Here is an 18,611-nt window from a genome sequence, read left to right as displayed (position 1 = left end):
TTATTGCTGTTCTGCCGCTGCGGCAGTGGGTTCATCGGCAGGCGCGGCGTCCGCGCCCTCCGTGTCAGGTTCGGGGTCGGAGGCTTCCTCCGGCTGAGGTTCTGTCTGTGCCGGGGCCTCGGCCTGCACCGGGGCGATATAGCCCGAGGGCAGGGTCGGCTCTCCCTGTGCAAAGCGGAATTTGCGGGTGGACGAGGCGCTCAGGTGGCTCAGGTCCAGCATCCCGGTGTCGGTGGGCGAGCAGCCCTTGCCGTCCTCGTCCAGCAGGACGTATTTTGCCAGCCGGAGCTTATAGTCCAGCTCATTCAGGGTGCCCAGAAGCACACTGATGCGGCCCTGATACAGGAACGCCATCTGCTCGGGGTCTTCGAACTCGATGCGGGTGACGTCCGCCCCCAGACCGCTGCTGTCCAGCGCGGTCAGCAGGGTATTCAGGGAGTCGAGGCGCTTATCGGCGGGAGCTGCGGCCTCACTGGACGCGGCGCTGTCCGACGCCGCCGGCGTATCTGCTGCAAATTCCAGCTGGACGCCCGGCGTCGCAGACTCCGGCTCGCCGCCGTAGAGGACGGGCAGCTCCGGCTGGGCGGCGGTCTTATCCAGAATTTTCAGCCCGGCGGAGAGGCTCAGCCAGCCGCCGGAGGTCTGCATGGCGTAGGCGGCGGTGGCCGCATCGGCCCGCACCACCACCGTATTGGGATAATCCCGCTCCACATGGATGTTCTCCAGCAGCGGGAACTGCCGTTCCAGCGCGGCGGACTTCTCCGCCGGGTCAAAGCTGAAGATGTTCTCCTCGGCGTGGACTCCCAGCGCTTCCAGAATTTCGGCGCTGGAATAGCCGCCCACCTCGCTCACCACTGCTCCGTCGGACACCACCTGCAGGGTATTGATCTTGAAAAGCATGGTCACAGTGAGGTAGACGCCCACTCCGATGACACAGAGCAGCAGCGCCAGCGCAGTCAGGCGGCGGATGGCCCTGCGGCGGCGGATGGCGGCCCGGGTCAGGCGGCGCTTCTTTTTGCCCTCCCGCCGGGCCGGGCTGCGAAGGTTCGCTTCGGTGGGGCGGTAGCGGCCATTGTTCTGTGCGCTGCCGGGCCGCTGGCCGCTGCGGGGATATGGCTGTGTGCTCTGGCGGCGAGGCCTCTGGCCCTGTGGCCGGGCCGGACGGCGGGCCTGTCCTGCCCGGCTCTGGCCGTTGGGGCGGCGGGCCGTCTGCTGGGGGAACTGGATGCTGTTGTCCCCGTAGTGCTCGAAGCTCCCATCCCCGCCGGAGAAGTCCAGCGTCTGTTCCTGATAGCCCTGCGGCCGGGTGCGGCGCTGCGGAGCGGAGGCTCGCCGGTCCTGTGTCCAGTCGTAGGCTCTGCGGGAGCCGTTCTGGGTCTGCGGCCTGCGGGGCCGGGCGCTGCTCTGCGGCCCGGCACGGCGGTCATTTCGGTTCTGGGTCATGGTGCGGCGCTGCCTCCTTTCCGTCTGATTTTATCACAAGAGGGCCGTCGAATCAATCACGGGGTCTTGACCAGCTTGAGCAGGGCGTCCACGATGCGGTCGAGGCTGTCGTCCACCGAGAGGCTGCGGGCATTCCGGCCCATCGCCGCCAGCTTGCCCGGCTCAGACAGCAGACCGGAGACGGTGGAGATGAGCTTCTCACCGGTCAGGTCCTTTTCCTCGATGACCACAGCGGCCCCGGCCTTCTGCAGCTCCATAGCGTTGTAATACTGGTGGTTCTCGGCCACATTGGGGCTTGGGATGAGGACGGCGGCACGGCCCTCGGCTTCCAGCTCGGCCAGCGTCAGAGCACCGGCACGGCTGATGACGAGGTCGGCAGCGGCCAGCAGCTCGGGCATATTGTTGATGTACTCCTTCACCTCAAGGCTCTCGCCGGGGGCGAAGCCCTTTTCCTTCTCAAGGTTTTTGAACAGCTCCACGCCGTACTGTCCGGTGGCGTGGATATGGAGCACAGGCTTATTTTCCTTCTGCTCCCATGTGCAGAGGTCGGCCACCACCTCGTTGACCCGGCGTGCGCCCAGACTGCCGCCGAAGGAGAGGATGACGGTGCGGTCGCCTGCGCCCAGCTGGGCGCGGATGGCGTCCCGTTCCCCGGCCTTCTCGAACACCTCGGGCCGGACCGGGTTGCCCACCACCTGCGTCTTTTCGGGAGCGCCCAGCTTCTCGACAGCGGCGGGCACGGCGGCAAAGACGATGTCCACATCGGGGGCCAGCAGCTTGTTGGTCACACCGGGGAAGGCGTTCTGCTCGTGGATGGCGGTCTTGATGCCCTTCTTGGCGGCGCAGCGCACCACCGGGCCGGAGACATAACCGCCGCAGCCGATGACAAGGTCAGGCTGGACCTCCTTCATCATCGCCTTGGCCTTCGGGCCGGAAAGGGCCAGATTCCAGAGGGTGATGAGGTTCCGTCTGATGTTGTTGAGGGAGAGCTTCCGCTGGAAGCCGGTGATCTCGATGTGGTGGAAGGGATAGCCCGCCTGTGTCACGAGGCGGTATTCCATCCCCTCCTTCCGGCCTGCAAAATGGATCTCTGCGGTGGGGTCGGCTTTTTTGATGGCTCCCGCGATGGCCAGAGCCGGGTTGATGTGTCCGGCCGTACCGCCGGCTGCGATGAGTACACGCATGATGATTTCCTCCTTGAACGGTCAGAGGCCCATATCGGGTCTGAGTACAATGGTGTTATCCGGTTTCTTTTCCTGCTGCTCCCGCAGGGCGCGGCGGTTTTGCCGCTCGAGGCGGGCACGTTCGCCGCCCCGGCCGATGTTGATCATCACGCCCATCTCGGCCAGCAGCAGGATGAGGCTGGTGCCGCCGGAAGAGAAGAAGGGCAGTGAGATGCCGGTGTTGGGCAGGGTGTTGGTGACGACCGCGATGTTGCAGAACACCTGCCACGCGATCTGGGCCATGATGCCGATGCCCACCAGCGAGCAGTAGCGGTTCTCGGCGTGGAACGCCATCCACAGCCCCTGCACGAGGAAGAGGACGAAGAGCAGGATGACCACCACAGCCCCCACGAAGCCCAGCTCCTCGCAGACGACACTGAAGATGAAGTCGTTGGTACTTTCGGGGAGCCAGAGCTGCTTTTCGATGCTGTTGCCGAGGCCGAGGCCCGTCACGCCGCCGGAGCCGATGGCGTAAAGGCTCTGCAGGGTCTGGTCGGTCATCTTGGCAAGGTCATGCGTCCAGCCGTCGAGGCGGCTCTGCAGGTAGGGGATGGAGTCGATATGCCCCAGCAGCGTCTGCAGCAGGCTTGCGCCGAGGCCGGCACACGCCCATGTGATGACGCCGCCGCTGCCGCCCAGCATGAGGATGGTGCCCACGATGGCCGTCGTCAGGACGATGCCCGACATATGCGGCTCCAGCACCAGCAGGCCCACCACCGGGACGAGGGGCAGCAGCGGGATGACCAGCTCCCGCACGATGCGCTGGTAGAGCCATTTCCGCACCGGGATCCGGCGGGGCGAGGAGGGGTCGAGCTTTTCCAGATGGGGCGCTTTCGCGGCCAGATGGGCCGTGAGCAGGATCATCTCGAACTTGGCGATCTCCGACACCTGAACCGTGACACCGGCCACACGCAGCCAGCGGCGGCAGCCGTTCAGGGGCGCACTGAAGAGCACCGCGATGAGCATGAGGATGCAGATGAAATAGCCCGGCCAGACCAGCCTGCGCAGGAAGCGGTGGTCGATGCGGGAGAAGAGCAGCATCGCCCCCAGCCCCAGCCCCAGACAGAACATCTGGGACTTGATGTAGTAGAAGCTGTCCCCCATCCGCAGATAGCCCGTGGTGTAGCTGGCGCTGAACAGCATGATCAGCCCGAACACGATGATGACCGCCAGCGTCGCCAACCAGTTGATGAGCACCTGCGGCCATGGGCCGGGGTCTTTCTGGACGATGGCAAACGGCTCAGACTTTTTTCTTCGGATGGTCGCCATCCGCACTCCCTCCTTATGGGCCGCTCAGCTGGCCCGCGCCGCCTGCAAGGTCAGCGCGAGGCCCAGCAGGGCCAGAACTCCAAAGATATAAAAGATATTCACCGGATCAAAGCCCCGCTTCTCGAGCCAGCGGTGGAGCGGCGCAGTGCCAAACAGCTGCCGCCGCCCGCCGGAGGCCTTCCATACGACGATCTGCAGCGCCACCATGCCGCCCTCCAGCCAGTAGGGTAGAGTCAGCGGCAGGGTCAGCCCGGGCCAGCCGATGCTCAGGGGCACACAGCCCAGCGCACCGGCCAGAAACTGGCATCCCACCGCGCCGGGGCGGAGCTTTGCGGGATAAAAGTTCCAGAGCAGAAAGGCCATCAAGGCCCCGGCCAGCGCCGCCGGGAAGACGCCCAGCGGGAACCAGCCCAGAAGCGTCATGGCCGTCATGAGGCCCAGCATGGCGATGAAGGCGCAGCCGCAGACCGTGCCGTCCATCCCGTCGGCGGTGCGGACGCTCTCGGCCAGCGCCACGAGGAGCACCAGCCAGACCGCCGGGGCCAGCGGCCCGAGGGTGCAGTAGCCAAGGCCCGGAACGGCCAGCCCGTCGGGCAGGCAGTCGTTCAGCCCCAGCAGGGCCAGCACCAGCGCGCCGGAGGCCGCTTCCAGCCCCAGCCGCACCGGACGGCGCAGCCCCAGCGGCGAGCGATGCCGCAGCCGGGCCAGATCGTCCGCGAGGCCCACGCCCCCGAAGCAGAGCGCTCCGAAGAGGGCGATGAGCAGCCGGGTGGTCAGCAGGTTCTCGCTGCCCAGCAGCTCAGGCTGGGCGACGCAGGCCGCCGTCCAGCCGACGCCCACCGCCGCCATCGTGCCCGTCATGAGGCACAGCCCGCCCATCGTGGGCGGCTCGGCTTCCTTCTGAGGCTGCTGCCGGTCGTGGAACGCCCGGAGCAGCGGGGTCATTAAATTCCCGAGCGCCGCCGTGAGGAAAAATCCCAGCGTCGAGGCGACGATCAAGGCAAAACGAATCATAATAATACTCCAAGTATTTCTTTACTTCCCGCAGACGGGATAGAACAGGGCCAGCGCCTTTTCCAGCGCCATGCCGCGGCTGGCCTTGACCAGCAAAGCGTCTCCGGCCTTCATCCGGGCCAGCAGGGCGTCGGCCGCCTGCTGGTAGTCCCCGGCGTGGACCACGTCGGCAAGGCCCGCCGCTCTTGCGGCCTCCGCCGTCCGTGCAGCCTCGGGGCCGTAGGTGACGAGGGCGGTCAGCCCAGCCCCGGCCGCCTGACGGCCCAGCTCCTCGTGGGCGGGGGCGCTCATCTCCCCCAGCTCCAGCATATCGCCCAGCAGGGCAAAGCGGCGCTTGCAGGGGTACTCCCTGAACATGGCCAATGCGGCCTTCATGCTGTCGGGGTTGGCGTTGTAGCAGTCCTCAATGACGTCCATGCCGCCTGCGTGGACCACCTTCTGGCGCATACCGGTCTGCTCGAAATCGGCCAGACCCGCGATAACGCCCTCGGGCGCGAGGCCCAGACGGGTGGCGGCGGCATACGCGGCCAGCGCATTCGCCACGTTGTGACGGCCCATGGCGGGGATGGTCACTTCATAGCGGCCTGCGGCCCTGTCGCAGAGGGTGAAGGCCATGCCGTCCCCCTCCTGCCGGATGTTGAGGGCACAGACGTCGGCGCTCTCGTCGCCGAGGCTGAACCACACCGGACGGACGTGGCCGGGCAGAGCGGCTTTGCGGAGGAAGGGGTCGTCGCCGTTCAGCACGAGGGGCGAACCTTCCGCAAGGCCCGCGCAGATCTCCAGCTTCGCCTTGCAGATGTTCTCCTGACTGCCCAGATTGCCGATGTGGGACACGCCGATGCAGGTGATGATGCCCACATCGGGCCGGGCACAGCGGGCCAGACGCTCGATCTCGCCTGCGTGGCTCATGCCCATCTCCACCACGGCGTATTCGGTCTCCTTCCCGATGCGGAACAGGGTGCGGGGCAGGCCCAGCTCGTTGTTCTGGTTGCCCTCGGTCTTGATGGTATCCCCAAAGCCCGCGATGGCGGCATAGGTCATCTGCTTGGTGGTGGTCTTGCCCACGCTGCCGGTAACGCCCACCACCTTGGGGTGGAACTGGCTGCGGTAGTTCGCTCCCATGACCATCATGGCGTGGTAACTGTCGGGGCTGATGACCGCCTTTTCTGCCGGGACCCCCTCCACCGGGTGGTTCAGCACGACATAGGCCGCCCCCTCTTCCAGCGCCTTGGCCGCGAAATCGTGGCCGTCGAACCGCTCGCCCGGAAAAGCCACGAAGATGCAGCCGGGGCAGACCTCGCGGCTGTCGGTGGTCACAAGGCCGATGGGCTGGCCGTCGGCGAAGCCCTCGGGGGCAAGGCCCTTCAAAAGCAGGTCTGCTGCGATATGTTCCATAAATCATTCTCCCCTTATTAAGATGATGTAACGACTTCCGAAAGCTTCTCCCTTCGGGAGAGCCTCCCTCCATTATCCGCAGGTGATGGTAACGACGGTGCCCTTCTGGACACTGGCGCCTGCGGCCTCGCTCTGGCTCTGCACCGTGCCGGTGCTTTCCCCTGCCACCTGACAGTTCAGTCCGGCGGCGGTCAGCATCTGGCGGGCAAAGTCGGCGCTCTTGCCGCTGACGTCCGGTACCTCGGTGTGACTGCCGGAATAGGTATCGGTATACAGATAGATGGTGGTTCCGCTGGCCACTTCTGCCCCTGCATGGGGGTACTGATAGGTGACGACGGCGGCGGTCTGGCTGCTCTCGCTCTCCACCAGCTGGTGCTTGAGGCCCTTGTTGTTCAGGGCGACCTGCGCGTTGCTCCACTCCTTGCTCACGAGGTTAGGCACCTTCACGGTGGTCTGGCTGCGGTCGATGCCGTCGGTGGCGATGCCCAGATAGGGGGCGATTTCACTGATGATGTTGCCGACCACAGGCGCGGCCAGAATGGAGGAGTAGTCGGTGCGGGCGTTGTTGGGGTCGTCCAGCATGACATAGACCAGAATTTCCGGGTCGTTGGCGGGCAGGACCGCCGCGAAGGAGGCGACCTTCTTGTAGTCGCCGTCGGCGCGGCGCTCCATGTTCAGCTGCTCGGAGGTGCCGGATTTGCCGCCGATGCGGTAGCCTGCGACGTAGGCATTGGAACCGCCGCCGCTGGTGGAGCCGTCGCCCACCTCGTACTCCATGATCTGGCGGATGGTCTCGCTGGCGCTCTCGCTGATGACCTGACGGCGGACGTTCGCGCCGACCTCCTCGACCACATTGCCGTTCTGGTCGGTGATCTTATCCACCACATGGGGGGTGACAAGATAGCCGCCGTTGACCGCCGCCGAGATGGCGGTGCAGACCTGCAGCGGGGTCACGGCCATGGCCTGACCGAAGGCGGAGGACGCAAGCTGGACCTCCCCCAGCTGGTTCTTGGTGTAATACTTCATCATGCCCGTCTCATTGGGCAGGTCCACGCCGGTGCGCTCGGTGAAGCCGAAGGCGTCGAAGTAGTCATAAAAGACGCTGGAGCCGAGCCGCTGCCCCAGCTGGATGAAGTAGATGTTGCAGCTGTTGCGGAGGGCCTCGGCAAGGTTCTGGACCCCGTGAGACTTCTTTCCGGCGCAGTGGTAGGTCTCCTTCGCCACGCCGTAAGCACCGGAGCAGTTGAGGGTGGTGTAATAGGTGGCCTTGCCCGAGTCCACCCCCATCGCCGCCGTGATGACCTTAAAGACGCTTCCGGGGTAGTACAGCTCAGTGATGGCCTTGTTCTTCCACTGGATGTCACGGTAGGTGCCGGTGTAGTCCGGGTCCGGGTCGGGGATCTTCTTGCCGTTCTCGTCCAGCAGGAATTTTTTGGGGTCGTCCGGGTCCTTGAGGTAGATGGTATAGATCTCCGGCTCGGCCTGAACCTGCTCGCTCAGATAGGTCAGGTTCGCGCTGAAATCCAGCGGGTCATTGGGGTCGAAGTCGGGCTTGGAGGCCATTGCAAGGATGGCACCCGTCTTGACGTTCATGACGATGGCCGCACCGCGGTTCTCGACGTTGTTGGCGTAGACAGCCTCGTTGAGGTAGCGCTCCACTACCTCCTGCACGTTGACGTCCAGCGACAGCACCAGATTGGAGCCGTCCTTGGCGGCATAGGTGGTGGCGTTGGCGTCGGCGATGGCGTTGCCGTAGGCGTTGCGGCGGGTGATGGTGCGGCCGTTGACGCCCGCAAGGGTGGAGTCGTAGGACTTTTCCAGCCCATAGAAACCCTCGCCATCGCCATTGCAGAAGCCCAGCACCGACGCGGCAAACGCACCGTAGGGGTAATCCCGCTGGAAGCTCTTGGACGAGGAGACGGAGATGCGGCCCTTCCGGACGGTGGTGCCGTCCTCCAGCGTCTTGGCCTTGGTGTGTTCTTTGTTGTAGGTGCTGACGTATTTCTCGATGGAGAGCTTGACGGCGTTGTTCACCTTGGTGGCAAGGACCTGATAGGAGGAGGTATTCTTCGCCAGCGCGTCGTGGACGGTCTGGTACTGGGTCTGGTACTCCGCCGAAGAGGTGTCCACACGGTCAAGGCTCTCCCCGTCGCCGGAGAGTAGCCGCAGGGTGATCTGACGGCTCACCTCAGCCAGCGTCGTCTCGTCCACCGTCTTGAGGACTTCGCCCGTCTCCTCGGCGGTCTGGCTGGTGAAGAGGGCCGTGGAATAGCTGGGGTCGGCCCAGATGGTCCATACTACGCTGGTAGAGGCCAGCGTAATGCCGGAGGCGTCGTAGATCTCGCCCCGCGTCGCCTGAATGGTGCTGTCCAGCAGCTGCTGCTCGGCCGCATACTGGCGAAAGGTCGCACCCTGTTCGATCTGGATCTTATACAGGCTGTAGGTCACGATGCCCGCAGCCGCCATGACAAAAAATACCGCCGCGCCGAAGCTGAAACGCCGCAGCCGTGCGCTGAGGCGCTCGTGCGGGTCGCTGCGGCGAAGGCGGTAGTAGACGTTCCTGTGCTGGTTTTTGGAGGGCTTGTTTTGCATGGTATTCTCCTGCAGAAACCAGAAAAGCGTGCGCTGCCGCACGCTTTTCTGTCTGTTTGCTTATTTTATGCTGCCGACGGAGGCCAGAACGGTCATTGCGCCGTCGTGCAGAAAATCCGTCCACTGGTGGACAGCCGACTCCCTGCGCACCAGCACGCTCTCGCTGTCGAGGCGGATGTAGGTGATCTGGCTCTGGTCCATCTTCATCAGGCCCAGACGACCGGCCACCTCTTCCACGCTGGTGATGTTGGTCTTGCTGTTGAGGACGCTGTTGTAATAGGTGTACTGGCTTTGCTCGCTCACCAGCTCTGCCTTGGCCTTCTGGATCTGGTCGTTGACCTCCACCAGCTGGGCCTCGCTCCAGAGCAGGCTGACCGCAAGGCCCGCCAGCAGTGCCATCGAGATCAGCTGAAGCAGATGCTGCATGGCCGCCTGGACTGGGTTGAGACGGCGCTTGCCGCCCTTTTCCACCCGCAGCGCGACCTTGCGCTGCGTCTGAGGTGCTTTTCTGCGGCGCACCTCAGACGACATATCATAGGCTGGCTGACCCATAGTGATCTCCTCCTCTCACCCTGAGCGGTGCCCTGTCCGGCTCAGAGCTTTTCCAAAACGCGCAGGTGGGCAGAACGGCTCCGCCGGTTCTCCTCCAGTTCCTGCTGGTCGGCCTCGATAGGCTTTCGGGTAATGAGCTTTGCTTTCGCCTTGCCGCCGCACACGCAGACCGGAAACTCCGGCGGGCAGGTGCAGGCCGTGGACCAGCGGCGGAATTTGTTTTTCACCAGCCGGTCTTCCAGCGAATGGAAAGTGATGACGCACAGCCTTCCGCCCGGGGCGAGGTGGTCGAAGATGGTGTCCAGCCCCTCCTCCAGAGCGTCCAGCTCATGGTTGACTGCGATGCGCAGCGCCTGAAAGGTGCGCCGCGACGGGTTCTTGTTCTTGCGCCGCTCTGCCGGCGGCATGGCGCTGGCCACGATGTCGGCCAGCTGTAAGGTCGTCTCGATGGGGGCCGTCTCCCGGGCCTCCACGATATGCCCGGCGATCTGCCATGCATAGGGTTCCTCGCCGTAGTCCCGCAGGATGCGGGCAAGCTCTTCCCGGCTGGCGGTGTTCACGAGGTCTGCCGCCGTCTCCCCCTGCTGGCTCATCCGCATATCCAGCGGAGCGTCCGCCCGGTAGGAAAAGCCCCGGGCCGCGTCATCCAGCTGATGGCTGGAAACGCCGAGATCCAGCAGCGCACCGTTGATCTTCTCGATGCCGAGGTCCTCGAGGGCTTGTCCGGCATAGCGGAAATTGATCTGCACCACGGTGGCCGGAAGCCCCGCCAGACGCGCCCGGGCGGTCTGCACCGCGTCGGGGTCCTGATCCAGCGAGACGAGCCGCCCGCCCTTTGTGCCGTCGAGGCGGAGGGCGATCTGGCGGGAGTGCCCCGCGCCGCCCGCCGTGCCGTCCAGATAAATGCCTGCCGGGTCGATGTTCAGTCCGTCGAGGCACTCGTTCAGAAGCACGGGGATATGCTCAAACGAGGCCGGGTCGAACTGCGCCATCTCTTCTTTCTGTGTCATCGTGCCCAGCCTCCCTTCGTTTCGTGTTCCGAGCCGTCCGATACGCCGGACATCTCTCCGGGAGTTTGTCCCGTTTAAGTGCTGTCAAGATACCCGACGACTCTGTTTTATTGTAGCAAATCACAGCGCTGAATGCAAGTTTTTTCCTTCGCTTTTTTCCTACAAAATCGCACAAAAAAAGCCCCTGCGAATCGTCACTTTGACTCGCAGGGACTTGGAAGCCCTCTTATGCGCCGCGGCGGGGCGTCTGGCGCAGGTTCGCACGGACATTTTTCACCTGTGCGGCGTTCTCGGCCATGGTCTCCTCGGTGGTTTTCAGCATATTGTCGCAGTAATCCGTCACGGTCTGGCGGACGGTGCGGGCCTCGGTCTGGGCGGCGGAGACGATCTCCGACGCACGCTGCTGGGCGGCGCGGACGATCTCGGCCTCGCTCACAAGGATGCGGGCACGCTCTTCGGCCTTCTTCACGATGGCCTGCGCCTGTGCGTTGGCCGACTCGATGAGCTGGGCACGGTCGCTGACGATGGACTGGGCCTGCCGCAGCTCCACCGGCAGGTTCGCGCGGATGTCGTCGAGATAATCCCGGATCTGCTCCACATCCACGATGCGCTTGCCGCCCGAGAGGGGCATCCCCGTGCTCTCTTCCAGCAGATCCTCAATGGTATCCAAAAGCTCGTTGACGTTCATCAGGCTTCTCCTTCTTCCTCGGCGGCGTCTGCCGCCGGCTTGCCATATTTCCAGAGCAGGACCTTGCCGTACTTGTACTGCTTTTTCAGCTGCAAGCCGCCCACCTCAGCGGGAAGGACAAGCTTCGTTTCGCTCTCGCAGATGACGATGCCGCCGGGGGCGACGCACTTGTCCACGAGGGGGAGGATGTTTTCCAGCGTGCCGCCGTGGAAGGGCGGGTCCAGCAGCACCAGATCGAACTGCTCCCGGCAGGCAGAGAGGAAGCGCGCTGCCTCGCCGATGTTGACCCGGCTGCGGTCAAAGACGCCGCAGCTCTTGCAGTTCTTCATCACGATGCCGACGGCCTCGCGGTTCTCATCCAGAAATACACACCGGGCAGCGCCCCGGCTCAGCGCCTCGATGCCCAGCTGGCCGCTGCCTGCGTACAGGTCCAGCACACGGGCACCGGGCAGGTCGAACTGGACGATGCTGAACATCGCCTCCTTCACCTGATCGAGGGTGGGGCGGGTAATATCCGTGCCGGGCAGCGCTTCCAGCCGTCTGCCGCGGGCTTCTCCTGCAATGACTCGCATGTTTTGGCCTCCTTTGGTCTTTCCTGTTATCGTAACTTCATATTATCGTCATACCGCCGCTCTTTGTCAAGGGCAGCGCCAAGATTCGTTGCGTTCCGGGCCTGAATGTGCTAAAATTATCCCAGAACGCCGCTTTTTCGGGCGCAAGAAGGAGAGTATACATCATGAAAGTCCTGCTCATCAACGGCAGCCCCCACGAAAAGGGCTGCACCTATACCGCACTGACCCTCATCGCCGGAGAGCTGAACTCTGCCGGCATCGAGACGGAGATCCTGAACGTCGGCACCAAGCCCGTGGGCGGCTGCATCGGCTGCGGCGGCTGTGCCGCCGGCAAGGGCTGCGTCTTCGGCGGCGTGGTCAACGAGGCCATCGAGAAGGCCAAGACCGCCGACGCCTTCGTCTTCGGCACGCCGGTGCACTATGCTTCTGCCTCCGGCAACATGACCAGCTTCATGGACCGCCTCGCCTACGCAGGCGGCAAATATCTGGCCTACAAGCCCGCCGCCATCTGCTGCTCGGCCCGCCGCGCCGGTACGACGACCACCCTCGACCAGCTGGTAAAGTACCCCGAGTTCTTCCATATGCCGCTGGTGAGCGGCTCCTACTGGCCGATGGTCCACGGCTCGAACCCGGAGCAGGTGCTGCAGGACGCCGAGGGCTGCGCCGTGATGCAGGAACTGGGCCGCAACATGGCATGGCTGCTCCGGTGCATCGAGGCGGGCCGGGCCGCCGGCATCGACCACCCGGAGAACCCCCGCCGCCCGATGACGAATTTTATCCGATAAACCTCTCAGTCAAAGCCTGACGGCTTTGCCAGCTCCCCTACCGAGGGGAGCCTCTGGCGAAGAGGAAAAGCTTTGCGAAATGCCAAGGCCTCCCCTCTTTAGGGGAGGTGGCACGCCGTAGGCGTGACGGAGAGGTTTTCTCCAAGGGGCTGCTTTCCCGCCGGGGGAGCGCCCCCTTCTTTTTTGAATTTTTATTCCAAAACCGATAAAAACCGGCCCGGATTCTTTTTTCGTTCATAACTTTGTGGTAGCATAAGAGCAAAAGTATTCTTTGCCACGGAGAGCATTTGTGATGGAACACTACGATTGGAATGACGGCTGGCAGTTCACCCCGGTCTTCGACCCCGCCATCGTGCGGCCGGAGTCCCCGGAGCTGGAGCTGGAAGAGGTGCGCCTGCCCCACACGGTCAAGACCCTGCCCTACAATTACTGCAATGAGAACGACTACCAGAAGCTCTCGGGCTACCGGCGGGAGTTTTTTGCGCCCAGAGAGTGGGAGGGCCGCACCGTCCTGCTCACCTTCGGGGCCGTGGCCCACGACGCCACGGTGTTCTGCAACGGGCGGCGGGTGTTCCACCACAGCTGCGGCTACACCGCCTTTACGGTAGACCTGACCAGCGCCCTCCATCTGGGCCAGAAAAACGTGGTGGCCGTCCGCTGCGACAGCCGCGAGGACCTGAACATCCCGCCCTTCGGCGGGCAGATGGATTTTCTCACCTACGGCGGCATCTGCCGCGCCGTCTGTCTTGACGTCAAGGAGACTGCCTACCTGCGGGACATCTTCATCGAGACGAAGGCCGAGGGCGGTTTCCGCATCTACACCGCCACCGTGGGCGAGACGGTGGGCTGCACGCTGCAGGCTGAGATCCGCAGCCCCTCGGGCAGCCGGGCTTTTTATACCGGTGAGCTTTCGCTGCCCATCACCGGCGCGCTGAACAGCGTCCATCCGTGGAGCATCGAACACCCCACCCTCTACACCCTCACCGTCCGGCTCATCCGGCCCGGCACCGGCGGCCTGCCCGACCGGGTGCTGGACGAAAAGAGCTGCCGCTTCGGGTTCCGCACCTTACAGTTCGTGGCCGGGGGGCTTTATCTCAACGGCCAGCGGGTGGAGCTGCGGGGCCTCAACCGCCCCCAGAGCTACGCCTATCAGGGCTATGCCATGCCTGACAGCATCCAGCGTCTGGACGCCCAGCTGTTGAAAAAGCAGCTGGGCTGCAACGCCGTCCGGCTCACGATGCCCCCCAGCCCCGCCTTCCTCGACGCCTGCGACGAGCTGGGTCTGCTGGTCTTTGTGGAGATGCCCGGCTGGCAGTATGTGGGCGACGACATCTGGAAAGCGCAGGCGCTGCAGAACTGCCGCGAGATGGTCTGCCAGTGCCGCAGCCATCCCAGCATCTTCCTCTGGGGCGTCCGGGTCTGCGGCAGCGCCGACGACGAGAGCTTCTATAAGCGCACCAACGAGACGGTTCACCGTCTCGACCCCACCCGCCCCACGGCGGGCACCCGCAACACCCGCCGCAGCCAGCTTCTGGAGGACGTCTACGCCTACACCGACTACTCCTACCGGGGCCGGGGCGTCGGCTGCGAGGCCCGCACTGCCGTCACCCCCGACCCCCGGAAAGGCTACCTCATCAGCGAGTTCGAGGGAGCACAGTTCCCGGCCAAGCCCTTCGACGACGAGCCGCACCGTCTGGCACAGGCGCTGCGCTATGCCGCTGTCCTCAACGACACCATCGCCCAGCAGGGGGTGGCCGGCAGCTTCGGCTGGTGCATGACCGACTACAACACCCATCGGGAGTTCGGCAGCGGCGACCGCATCAGCTATCAGGGCGTGATGGACCTGTTCCGCAACCCCAAGCTCTCTGCCGCCGTCTACGCCAGCCAGAAGCTCCCCCGCTCCCCCTCTGACATCGTGCTGGAGGTCTCGTCCACCATGGCGCCGGGCGACCATCCGGGCGGCTTTGCGGGGGCGTGCTGGGCCTTCACCAACGCCGACAGTCTGCGGTTCTACCGGGACAACGACTTCGTGGCCGAGTTCGCACCCGACCGCCGGGGCCGTTTCGCGGCTCTGCCTCACCCGCCCATCGAGATCCACGACTTCGTGGGCCTGCTGCTGGAAAAGTATGAGGGCCTCGACCGGGCCGCCGCGCCGCAGGTAGCCGCTATCCTCAACGAGATGCGCCGGGACGCCATGGAGCTTTCGCCCCTGTCCCGGGCGCGGATGTACTCGCTGCGTCTGAGCTGGAACGAGCTGCTGCAACTCTACTACAAATATATCGGTGTGCTGGGCAGCCCCTCCGCCGTCTACCGCTTCGAGGCGGTGTGGCATGGCCGGGCCGTCCGCACCGTCGTGAAGGAGCCGGTGCAGAGCGTCCGTCTGGAATGCACCGTCCACAACCCCATCCTCACCGACGGCCCCACATGGGACTGCGCCGCCGTCAGCCTCCGGGCCATCGACCAGAACGGCAACCTCCTGCCCTACTGCGGCGAGGCCGTCCAGTTGAGCGTGGAGGGGCCGCTGCGCATCCTCGGCCCCAGCGTCGTGCCTCTGCGGGGCGGCATGGCAGGCACCTATCTTGCCACCACCGGCGAGGCCGGCCCGGCCCGGCTGCGCTGCCGGATGGAAGGTGCGCTGGACACCGAAGCCTCCCTTACCATCCGCTGCCGGGAGGAGGAGAGGGGTTAAATCTCGTCTCTTTACGATAGGTTTGCACTCTGTTCAAAATTTTCTCATGGTTGCATGGTATCCTGAGAGCAGAAAAATACCGAGGGGCGGCGCACCCGCCCCTCTTTTATGAGGAAGGACGTTTATGAAAGAAAAGATCCGCCAGTTCATGATCGGCCGCTACGGCACCGACGGCCTGAACCAGTTTTTGAACATCGCATCCCTTGTGCTGGTGCTGGCCTATATCCTCACCCGGCTTCCTCTGCTGCTGTATGTCGGCGTGGTGCTGCTGGGCTTCTGCTACTACCGGATGTTCAGCCGCAACATCTCCAAGCGCACCGAGGAGAACTATCGATACTACGCCGTGAAGGACCGCATCCGCAGCAAATTCAGCAGCCTGCGCGACCAGTGGAACAACCGCAAGCTCTACCACTACTACCGCTGCCCCCAGTGCCGCCAGAAGCTGCGGGTGCCCCGGGGCCGGGGCCGCATCCAGATCTCCTGCCCCCGCTGCGGCACCCAGTTCATCAAGAAGAGCTGAGCCATGTTTGGATACGTCATCCCCGATCAGGCCGCACTGGACGATGCGGCCAAGGCCCGCTACCGCACGGCCTACTGCGGGCTTTGCCGCCGTATCGGCGCGCTCCACGGGCTGCGGGGCCGTCTGACCCTGAGCTATGACCTGACCTTCCTGAACCTGCTGCTCTCCAGCCTCTATGAGGGCGAGAGCGCGTGCATCACCGGCAGCAGCCACTGCCCCATCCACCCCATCCGGAAGGTGAGCTGGCGGCACAGCGGCCCCACCGACTACTGCGCCGATCTGAGCGTGGCCCTCCACTATTACAACGCCGCCGACAAGTGGAACGACGACCGCAGCCTCCTCGGCCTCGGCTTCGAGAAGCTGCTGGACGCCCCCACGCAGGAGGCCGCCAAGCGCTGGCCCCGCCAGTGCGCCGCCATCCGCTCCTGCCTCGACCGTCTGGCCCGGCTGGAAGCCGAGGGCAGCGAAGACCTCGATGCGGTGTCTGGCTGCTTCGGGGAGTTGATGGCCGAGCTGTTCGACTATCGGCAGGATCACTGGTCCCCCGAGCTGCGAAGCATCGGCTTCCATCTGGGCAAGTTCATCTACCTGCTGGATGCCTACGACGACCTCGCCCGGGACGAGAAAAAAGGCGCGTACAACCCGCTGCGCTCCCTCAGCCGCCAGCCCGACTATGAGGAGGAGATGCGGGACATCTTCGAGCTGCTTCTGGCCCGGTGCGCCAGAAGCTTCGAGCGTCTGCCCTGTGTGGAGGATGCCGACCTGCTGCGGAACATCCTGTACTCCGGTGTATGGCTCAAATACAACTGCAAACAGGCCAAGGAAGCCGGAAAAAAATAAACGATTCCGCCCAAAAGGCGGATATTCTTTTGATTTGCGCTTGATTTTACAGGCGCTGTCCTGTAGACTGTAATACTGTATGGAACGAAAGGGCCGCGCAAGGCCTGAGAGAGACGTGAGGAAGTAGACCCATGAGAGATCCCTATGAGGTGCTGGGCATCCAGCGCGGCGCGACCGACGACGAGATAAAGAAAGCCTATCGGGCCAAGTGCAAGCGCTGGCACCCTGACCTGAACCCCAACGACCCCACCGCAGAGGAGCACTTCAAGGAGGTGCAGGCGGCTTATGACGCCATCACCAAGGGCGAGACCGGGCCTCAGATGGGCGGCCCGTCCGGCTATGGCCAGCAAAGCTACGGCGGCTACCAGCAGGGGTACAGTGGCTACCAGCAGGGCTACGGCTCAAACGGCTGGCAGCAGGGCGATTTCGACTTCGGGTTCGACCCCTTTGGCTTTGGGTTCGGCTTCGGCGGCTATCAGCAGCAGAGCGGGGCCAGCTATTCCGGCTCGGACAGCCCCGAGATGCAGGCGGCCCGCAACTTTGTTTCGAATGGCCGCTATGCGGAGGCCCGCCGGGTGCTGGATGGCATGAACAGCCGCTCGGCGCGGTGGTACTACCTCTCCTCGCTGGCCAATCAGGGCCTCGGCAACAGCATCGACGCGCTGCAGGACGCCCGCCGCGCCGTCCAGCTGGACCCCAATAACACCGAATACCAGATGCACCTGCGCCGGATGCAGAACCCCGGCCAGACCTACCGCACCCAGACCACCTACGCCCAGCCCGGCGGGCTGATGCGCTGGTGCTGGAGCATGATCCTGCTCAACCTGCTGTGCAACTGCTGCTGCGGAGGCGGCTGGGGCTGGCGGTTCCGGATGTAAGCAAGACAGAAAAACCTCCCGTACTGGCGTACGGGAGGTTTTTCTGTTGACGTTAATAGATCACGATGGTGCGGGTGATCTTCTCGCAGGAGTAGTTGCCCGTGGCCTGAGCGGTCTGGGTGTAGGTGCCCGGCTCGGTGGGGAACTCGGTGGACTTGCTGCTGAGCAGGCCCTTCTTCTTATAGGTGTAAGTGACCTTCGCGTCATTGGCCACCACGCCGTCCGACTCCAGCAGAGCGCCGGTGTTGTGGGCTTCGGCCTCGGCCAGCGTCACAGCGGGCAGCTCCTCGGCCCAGTAGAGGCGGACGCCCTCCGTCTTGGGCTTGATCCGGAACATGGCCACACCGGCGGTGTTCAGGTCGCCGGACTGCAGCGCCACAGCACCCGCGATGTACCGGCCCGAATCCACCGGCTGTTCATCCAGATAGATGCGGCTGAACACGCCCTCAGGCAGGTAGCGTCGGATCATTTCCAGCGAGAGCTTAAGGCCCAGCGACATATCCTTCAGGGTGGGGATATAGAATTTCAGGGCATCCATCACCTTGACGACCTCATCGGCCACGCTCAGAAGCACGCTGACGTCGTTTCCGTCGATGAGCTGTTTGACATAGGCATAGACGTTGAACTCCTCCACCTGATCGGGGGTCTTGGACATCTTGCGGGGCAGGGGTATCATCTTGAGCAGGGTGCGGAGCTTATCGGAGAGCACGAGGGTGACGTAGCCTTTGGCTTCGCCCTTGACGCCCAGCACCACGCCGATATACTGTACGTCTGCCGGGCGGGTGACCACCGACAGCTCGAACGGGGAGCCATAGACCAGCTTGCCGGTGGCCTGCAGGCGGATGGAGACGGCCTCGTTGGTCTCCTCCATCTGAGTCTGCGAAGCGAGGGGCAGCTCGGTCTGGGCCGCTGCGGCAAACGCCGGAGTCATCATGCTCAGCATGAGGGCTGCTGTCAGGAGCAGCGAGAGCATTCTTTTGGCCTTCATATGGACAAACCTCCTGTATTCATCATCTTCGCCGGGCGGGCAGATGCCCATGACCCAGCTAGAATAATTTTACCGCAAATCCCTGTCAGGGTCAATAACGGGATTCAAGCAAAAGGGCCGCTGCTCTGGATGGCAGCGGCCCTTCTCCGTTCT

The 18,611-nt window shown here is 64.0% G+C and carries 16 protein-coding genes; 5 read left to right on the top strand and 11 right to left on the bottom strand.

Going from position 1 to position 18,611, the window contains the following annotated elements; translation table 11 throughout:
* The 10 genes from ACT8X9_RS00515 to rsmD form a co-directional block, all read right to left on the bottom strand.
* A complete protein-coding gene (locus ACT8X9_RS00515; protein WP_444267762.1) occupies positions 1-1,443 on the bottom strand; it encodes a cell division protein FtsQ/DivIB in 1,443 nt (480 codons plus the stop codon).
* 56 nt (positions 1,444-1,499) lie between these two features.
* Positions 1,500-2,627 (bottom strand): undecaprenyldiphospho-muramoylpentapeptide beta-N-acetylglucosaminyltransferase, encoded by a 1,128-nt coding sequence (murG, locus tag ACT8X9_RS00510; RefSeq protein WP_444267761.1) that lies wholly within the window; start codon positions 2,625-2,627, stop codon positions 1,500-1,502.
* Between the two features lie 21 nt (positions 2,628-2,648).
* Positions 2,649-3,935, bottom strand: a complete 1,287-nt coding sequence (locus tag ACT8X9_RS00505; protein ID WP_444267760.1) for an FtsW/RodA/SpoVE family cell cycle protein — start codon at positions 3,933-3,935, stop codon at positions 2,649-2,651.
* 24 nt (positions 3,936-3,959) lie between these two features.
* Positions 3,960-4,949: a glycosyl transferase family 4 gene (locus ACT8X9_RS00500; protein WP_444267759.1), complete on the bottom strand. Its 990-nt coding sequence runs from the start codon at positions 4,947-4,949 to the stop codon at positions 3,960-3,962.
* 21 nt (positions 4,950-4,970) lie between these two features.
* Positions 4,971-6,344, bottom strand: a complete 1,374-nt coding sequence (locus ACT8X9_RS00495) for a UDP-N-acetylmuramoyl-tripeptide--D-alanyl-D-alanine ligase (protein ID WP_444267758.1) — start codon at positions 6,342-6,344, stop codon at positions 4,971-4,973.
* A 72-nt stretch (positions 6,345-6,416) separates the two neighbouring features.
* Positions 6,417-8,936 (bottom strand): penicillin-binding transpeptidase domain-containing protein, encoded by a 2,520-nt coding sequence (locus ACT8X9_RS00490; protein WP_444267757.1) that lies wholly within the window; start codon positions 8,934-8,936, stop codon positions 6,417-6,419.
* Between the two features lie 60 nt (positions 8,937-8,996).
* A complete protein-coding gene (locus ACT8X9_RS00485; protein ID WP_227620603.1) occupies positions 8,997-9,488 on the bottom strand; it encodes a cell division protein FtsL in 492 nt (163 codons plus the stop codon).
* 41 nt (positions 9,489-9,529) lie between these two features.
* Entirely contained in the window at positions 9,530-10,498 is a 969-nt protein-coding gene (gene rsmH, locus ACT8X9_RS00480) for a 16S rRNA (cytosine(1402)-N(4))-methyltransferase RsmH (protein ID WP_412589146.1), read from the bottom strand.
* A gap of 226 nt (positions 10,499-10,724) precedes the next feature.
* Positions 10,725-11,186: an ATPase gene (locus ACT8X9_RS00475; RefSeq protein ID WP_227620605.1), complete on the bottom strand. Its 462-nt coding sequence runs from the start codon at positions 11,184-11,186 to the stop codon at positions 10,725-10,727.
* Positions 11,186-11,758 carry a 16S rRNA (guanine(966)-N(2))-methyltransferase RsmD gene (gene rsmD, locus ACT8X9_RS00470; protein ID WP_444267756.1) on the bottom strand — a complete coding sequence of 191 codons (573 nt, stop codon included), beginning with the start codon at positions 11,756-11,758 and terminating at the stop codon, positions 11,186-11,188. The genes ACT8X9_RS00475 and rsmD overlap by 1 nt, the downstream gene beginning before the upstream one ends.
* A gap of 164 nt (positions 11,759-11,922) precedes the next feature.
* Here rsmD and ACT8X9_RS00465 point away from each other — a divergent pair, with 164 nt between their 5' ends.
* The 5 genes from ACT8X9_RS00465 to ACT8X9_RS00445 all read left to right on the top strand — a co-directional run bounded on the left by ACT8X9_RS00465 (position 11,923) and on the right by ACT8X9_RS00445 (position 17,470).
* Entirely contained in the window at positions 11,923-12,543 is a 621-nt protein-coding gene (locus tag ACT8X9_RS00465) for a flavodoxin family protein (RefSeq protein WP_412589143.1), read from the top strand.
* Positions 12,544-12,835: 292 nt separating this feature from the next.
* Positions 12,836-15,232, top strand: coding sequence for a glycoside hydrolase family 2 TIM barrel-domain containing protein (locus ACT8X9_RS00460; protein WP_444267755.1), 2,397 nt, complete (start codon positions 12,836-12,838; stop codon positions 15,230-15,232).
* Between the two features lie 124 nt (positions 15,233-15,356).
* Entirely contained in the window at positions 15,357-15,752 is a 396-nt protein-coding gene (locus ACT8X9_RS00455) for a hypothetical protein (protein WP_227620609.1), read from the top strand.
* Positions 15,753-15,755: 3 nt separating this feature from the next.
* Positions 15,756-16,592: a DUF5685 family protein gene (locus ACT8X9_RS00450; protein ID WP_444267754.1), complete on the top strand. Its 837-nt coding sequence runs from the start codon at positions 15,756-15,758 to the stop codon at positions 16,590-16,592.
* 131 nt (positions 16,593-16,723) lie between these two features.
* Positions 16,724-17,470, top strand: a complete 747-nt coding sequence (locus tag ACT8X9_RS00445; protein ID WP_227620611.1) for a J domain-containing protein — start codon at positions 16,724-16,726, stop codon at positions 17,468-17,470.
* A 52-nt stretch (positions 17,471-17,522) separates the two neighbouring features.
* On the opposite strand, the gene ACT8X9_RS00440 is transcribed toward ACT8X9_RS00445, so the two are convergent.
* The gene (locus ACT8X9_RS00440; protein ID WP_444267753.1) at positions 17,523-18,458 is read right to left on the bottom strand and encodes a hypothetical protein; all 936 of its coding nucleotides are present in this window, start codon (positions 18,456-18,458) and stop codon (positions 17,523-17,525) included.
* Positions 18,459-18,611 lie beyond the last annotated feature (153 nt).

The sequence above is a fragment of the Faecalibacterium sp. genome (assembly GCF_052358865.1).
GTDB classification, from domain to species: domain Bacteria; phylum Bacillota; class Clostridia; order Oscillospirales; family Ruminococcaceae; genus Faecalibacterium; species Faecalibacterium butyricigenerans.
The sequence above is the reverse complement of the archived record's forward strand: the minus strand, read 5'-3'. Positions and strand labels throughout refer to the sequence as shown.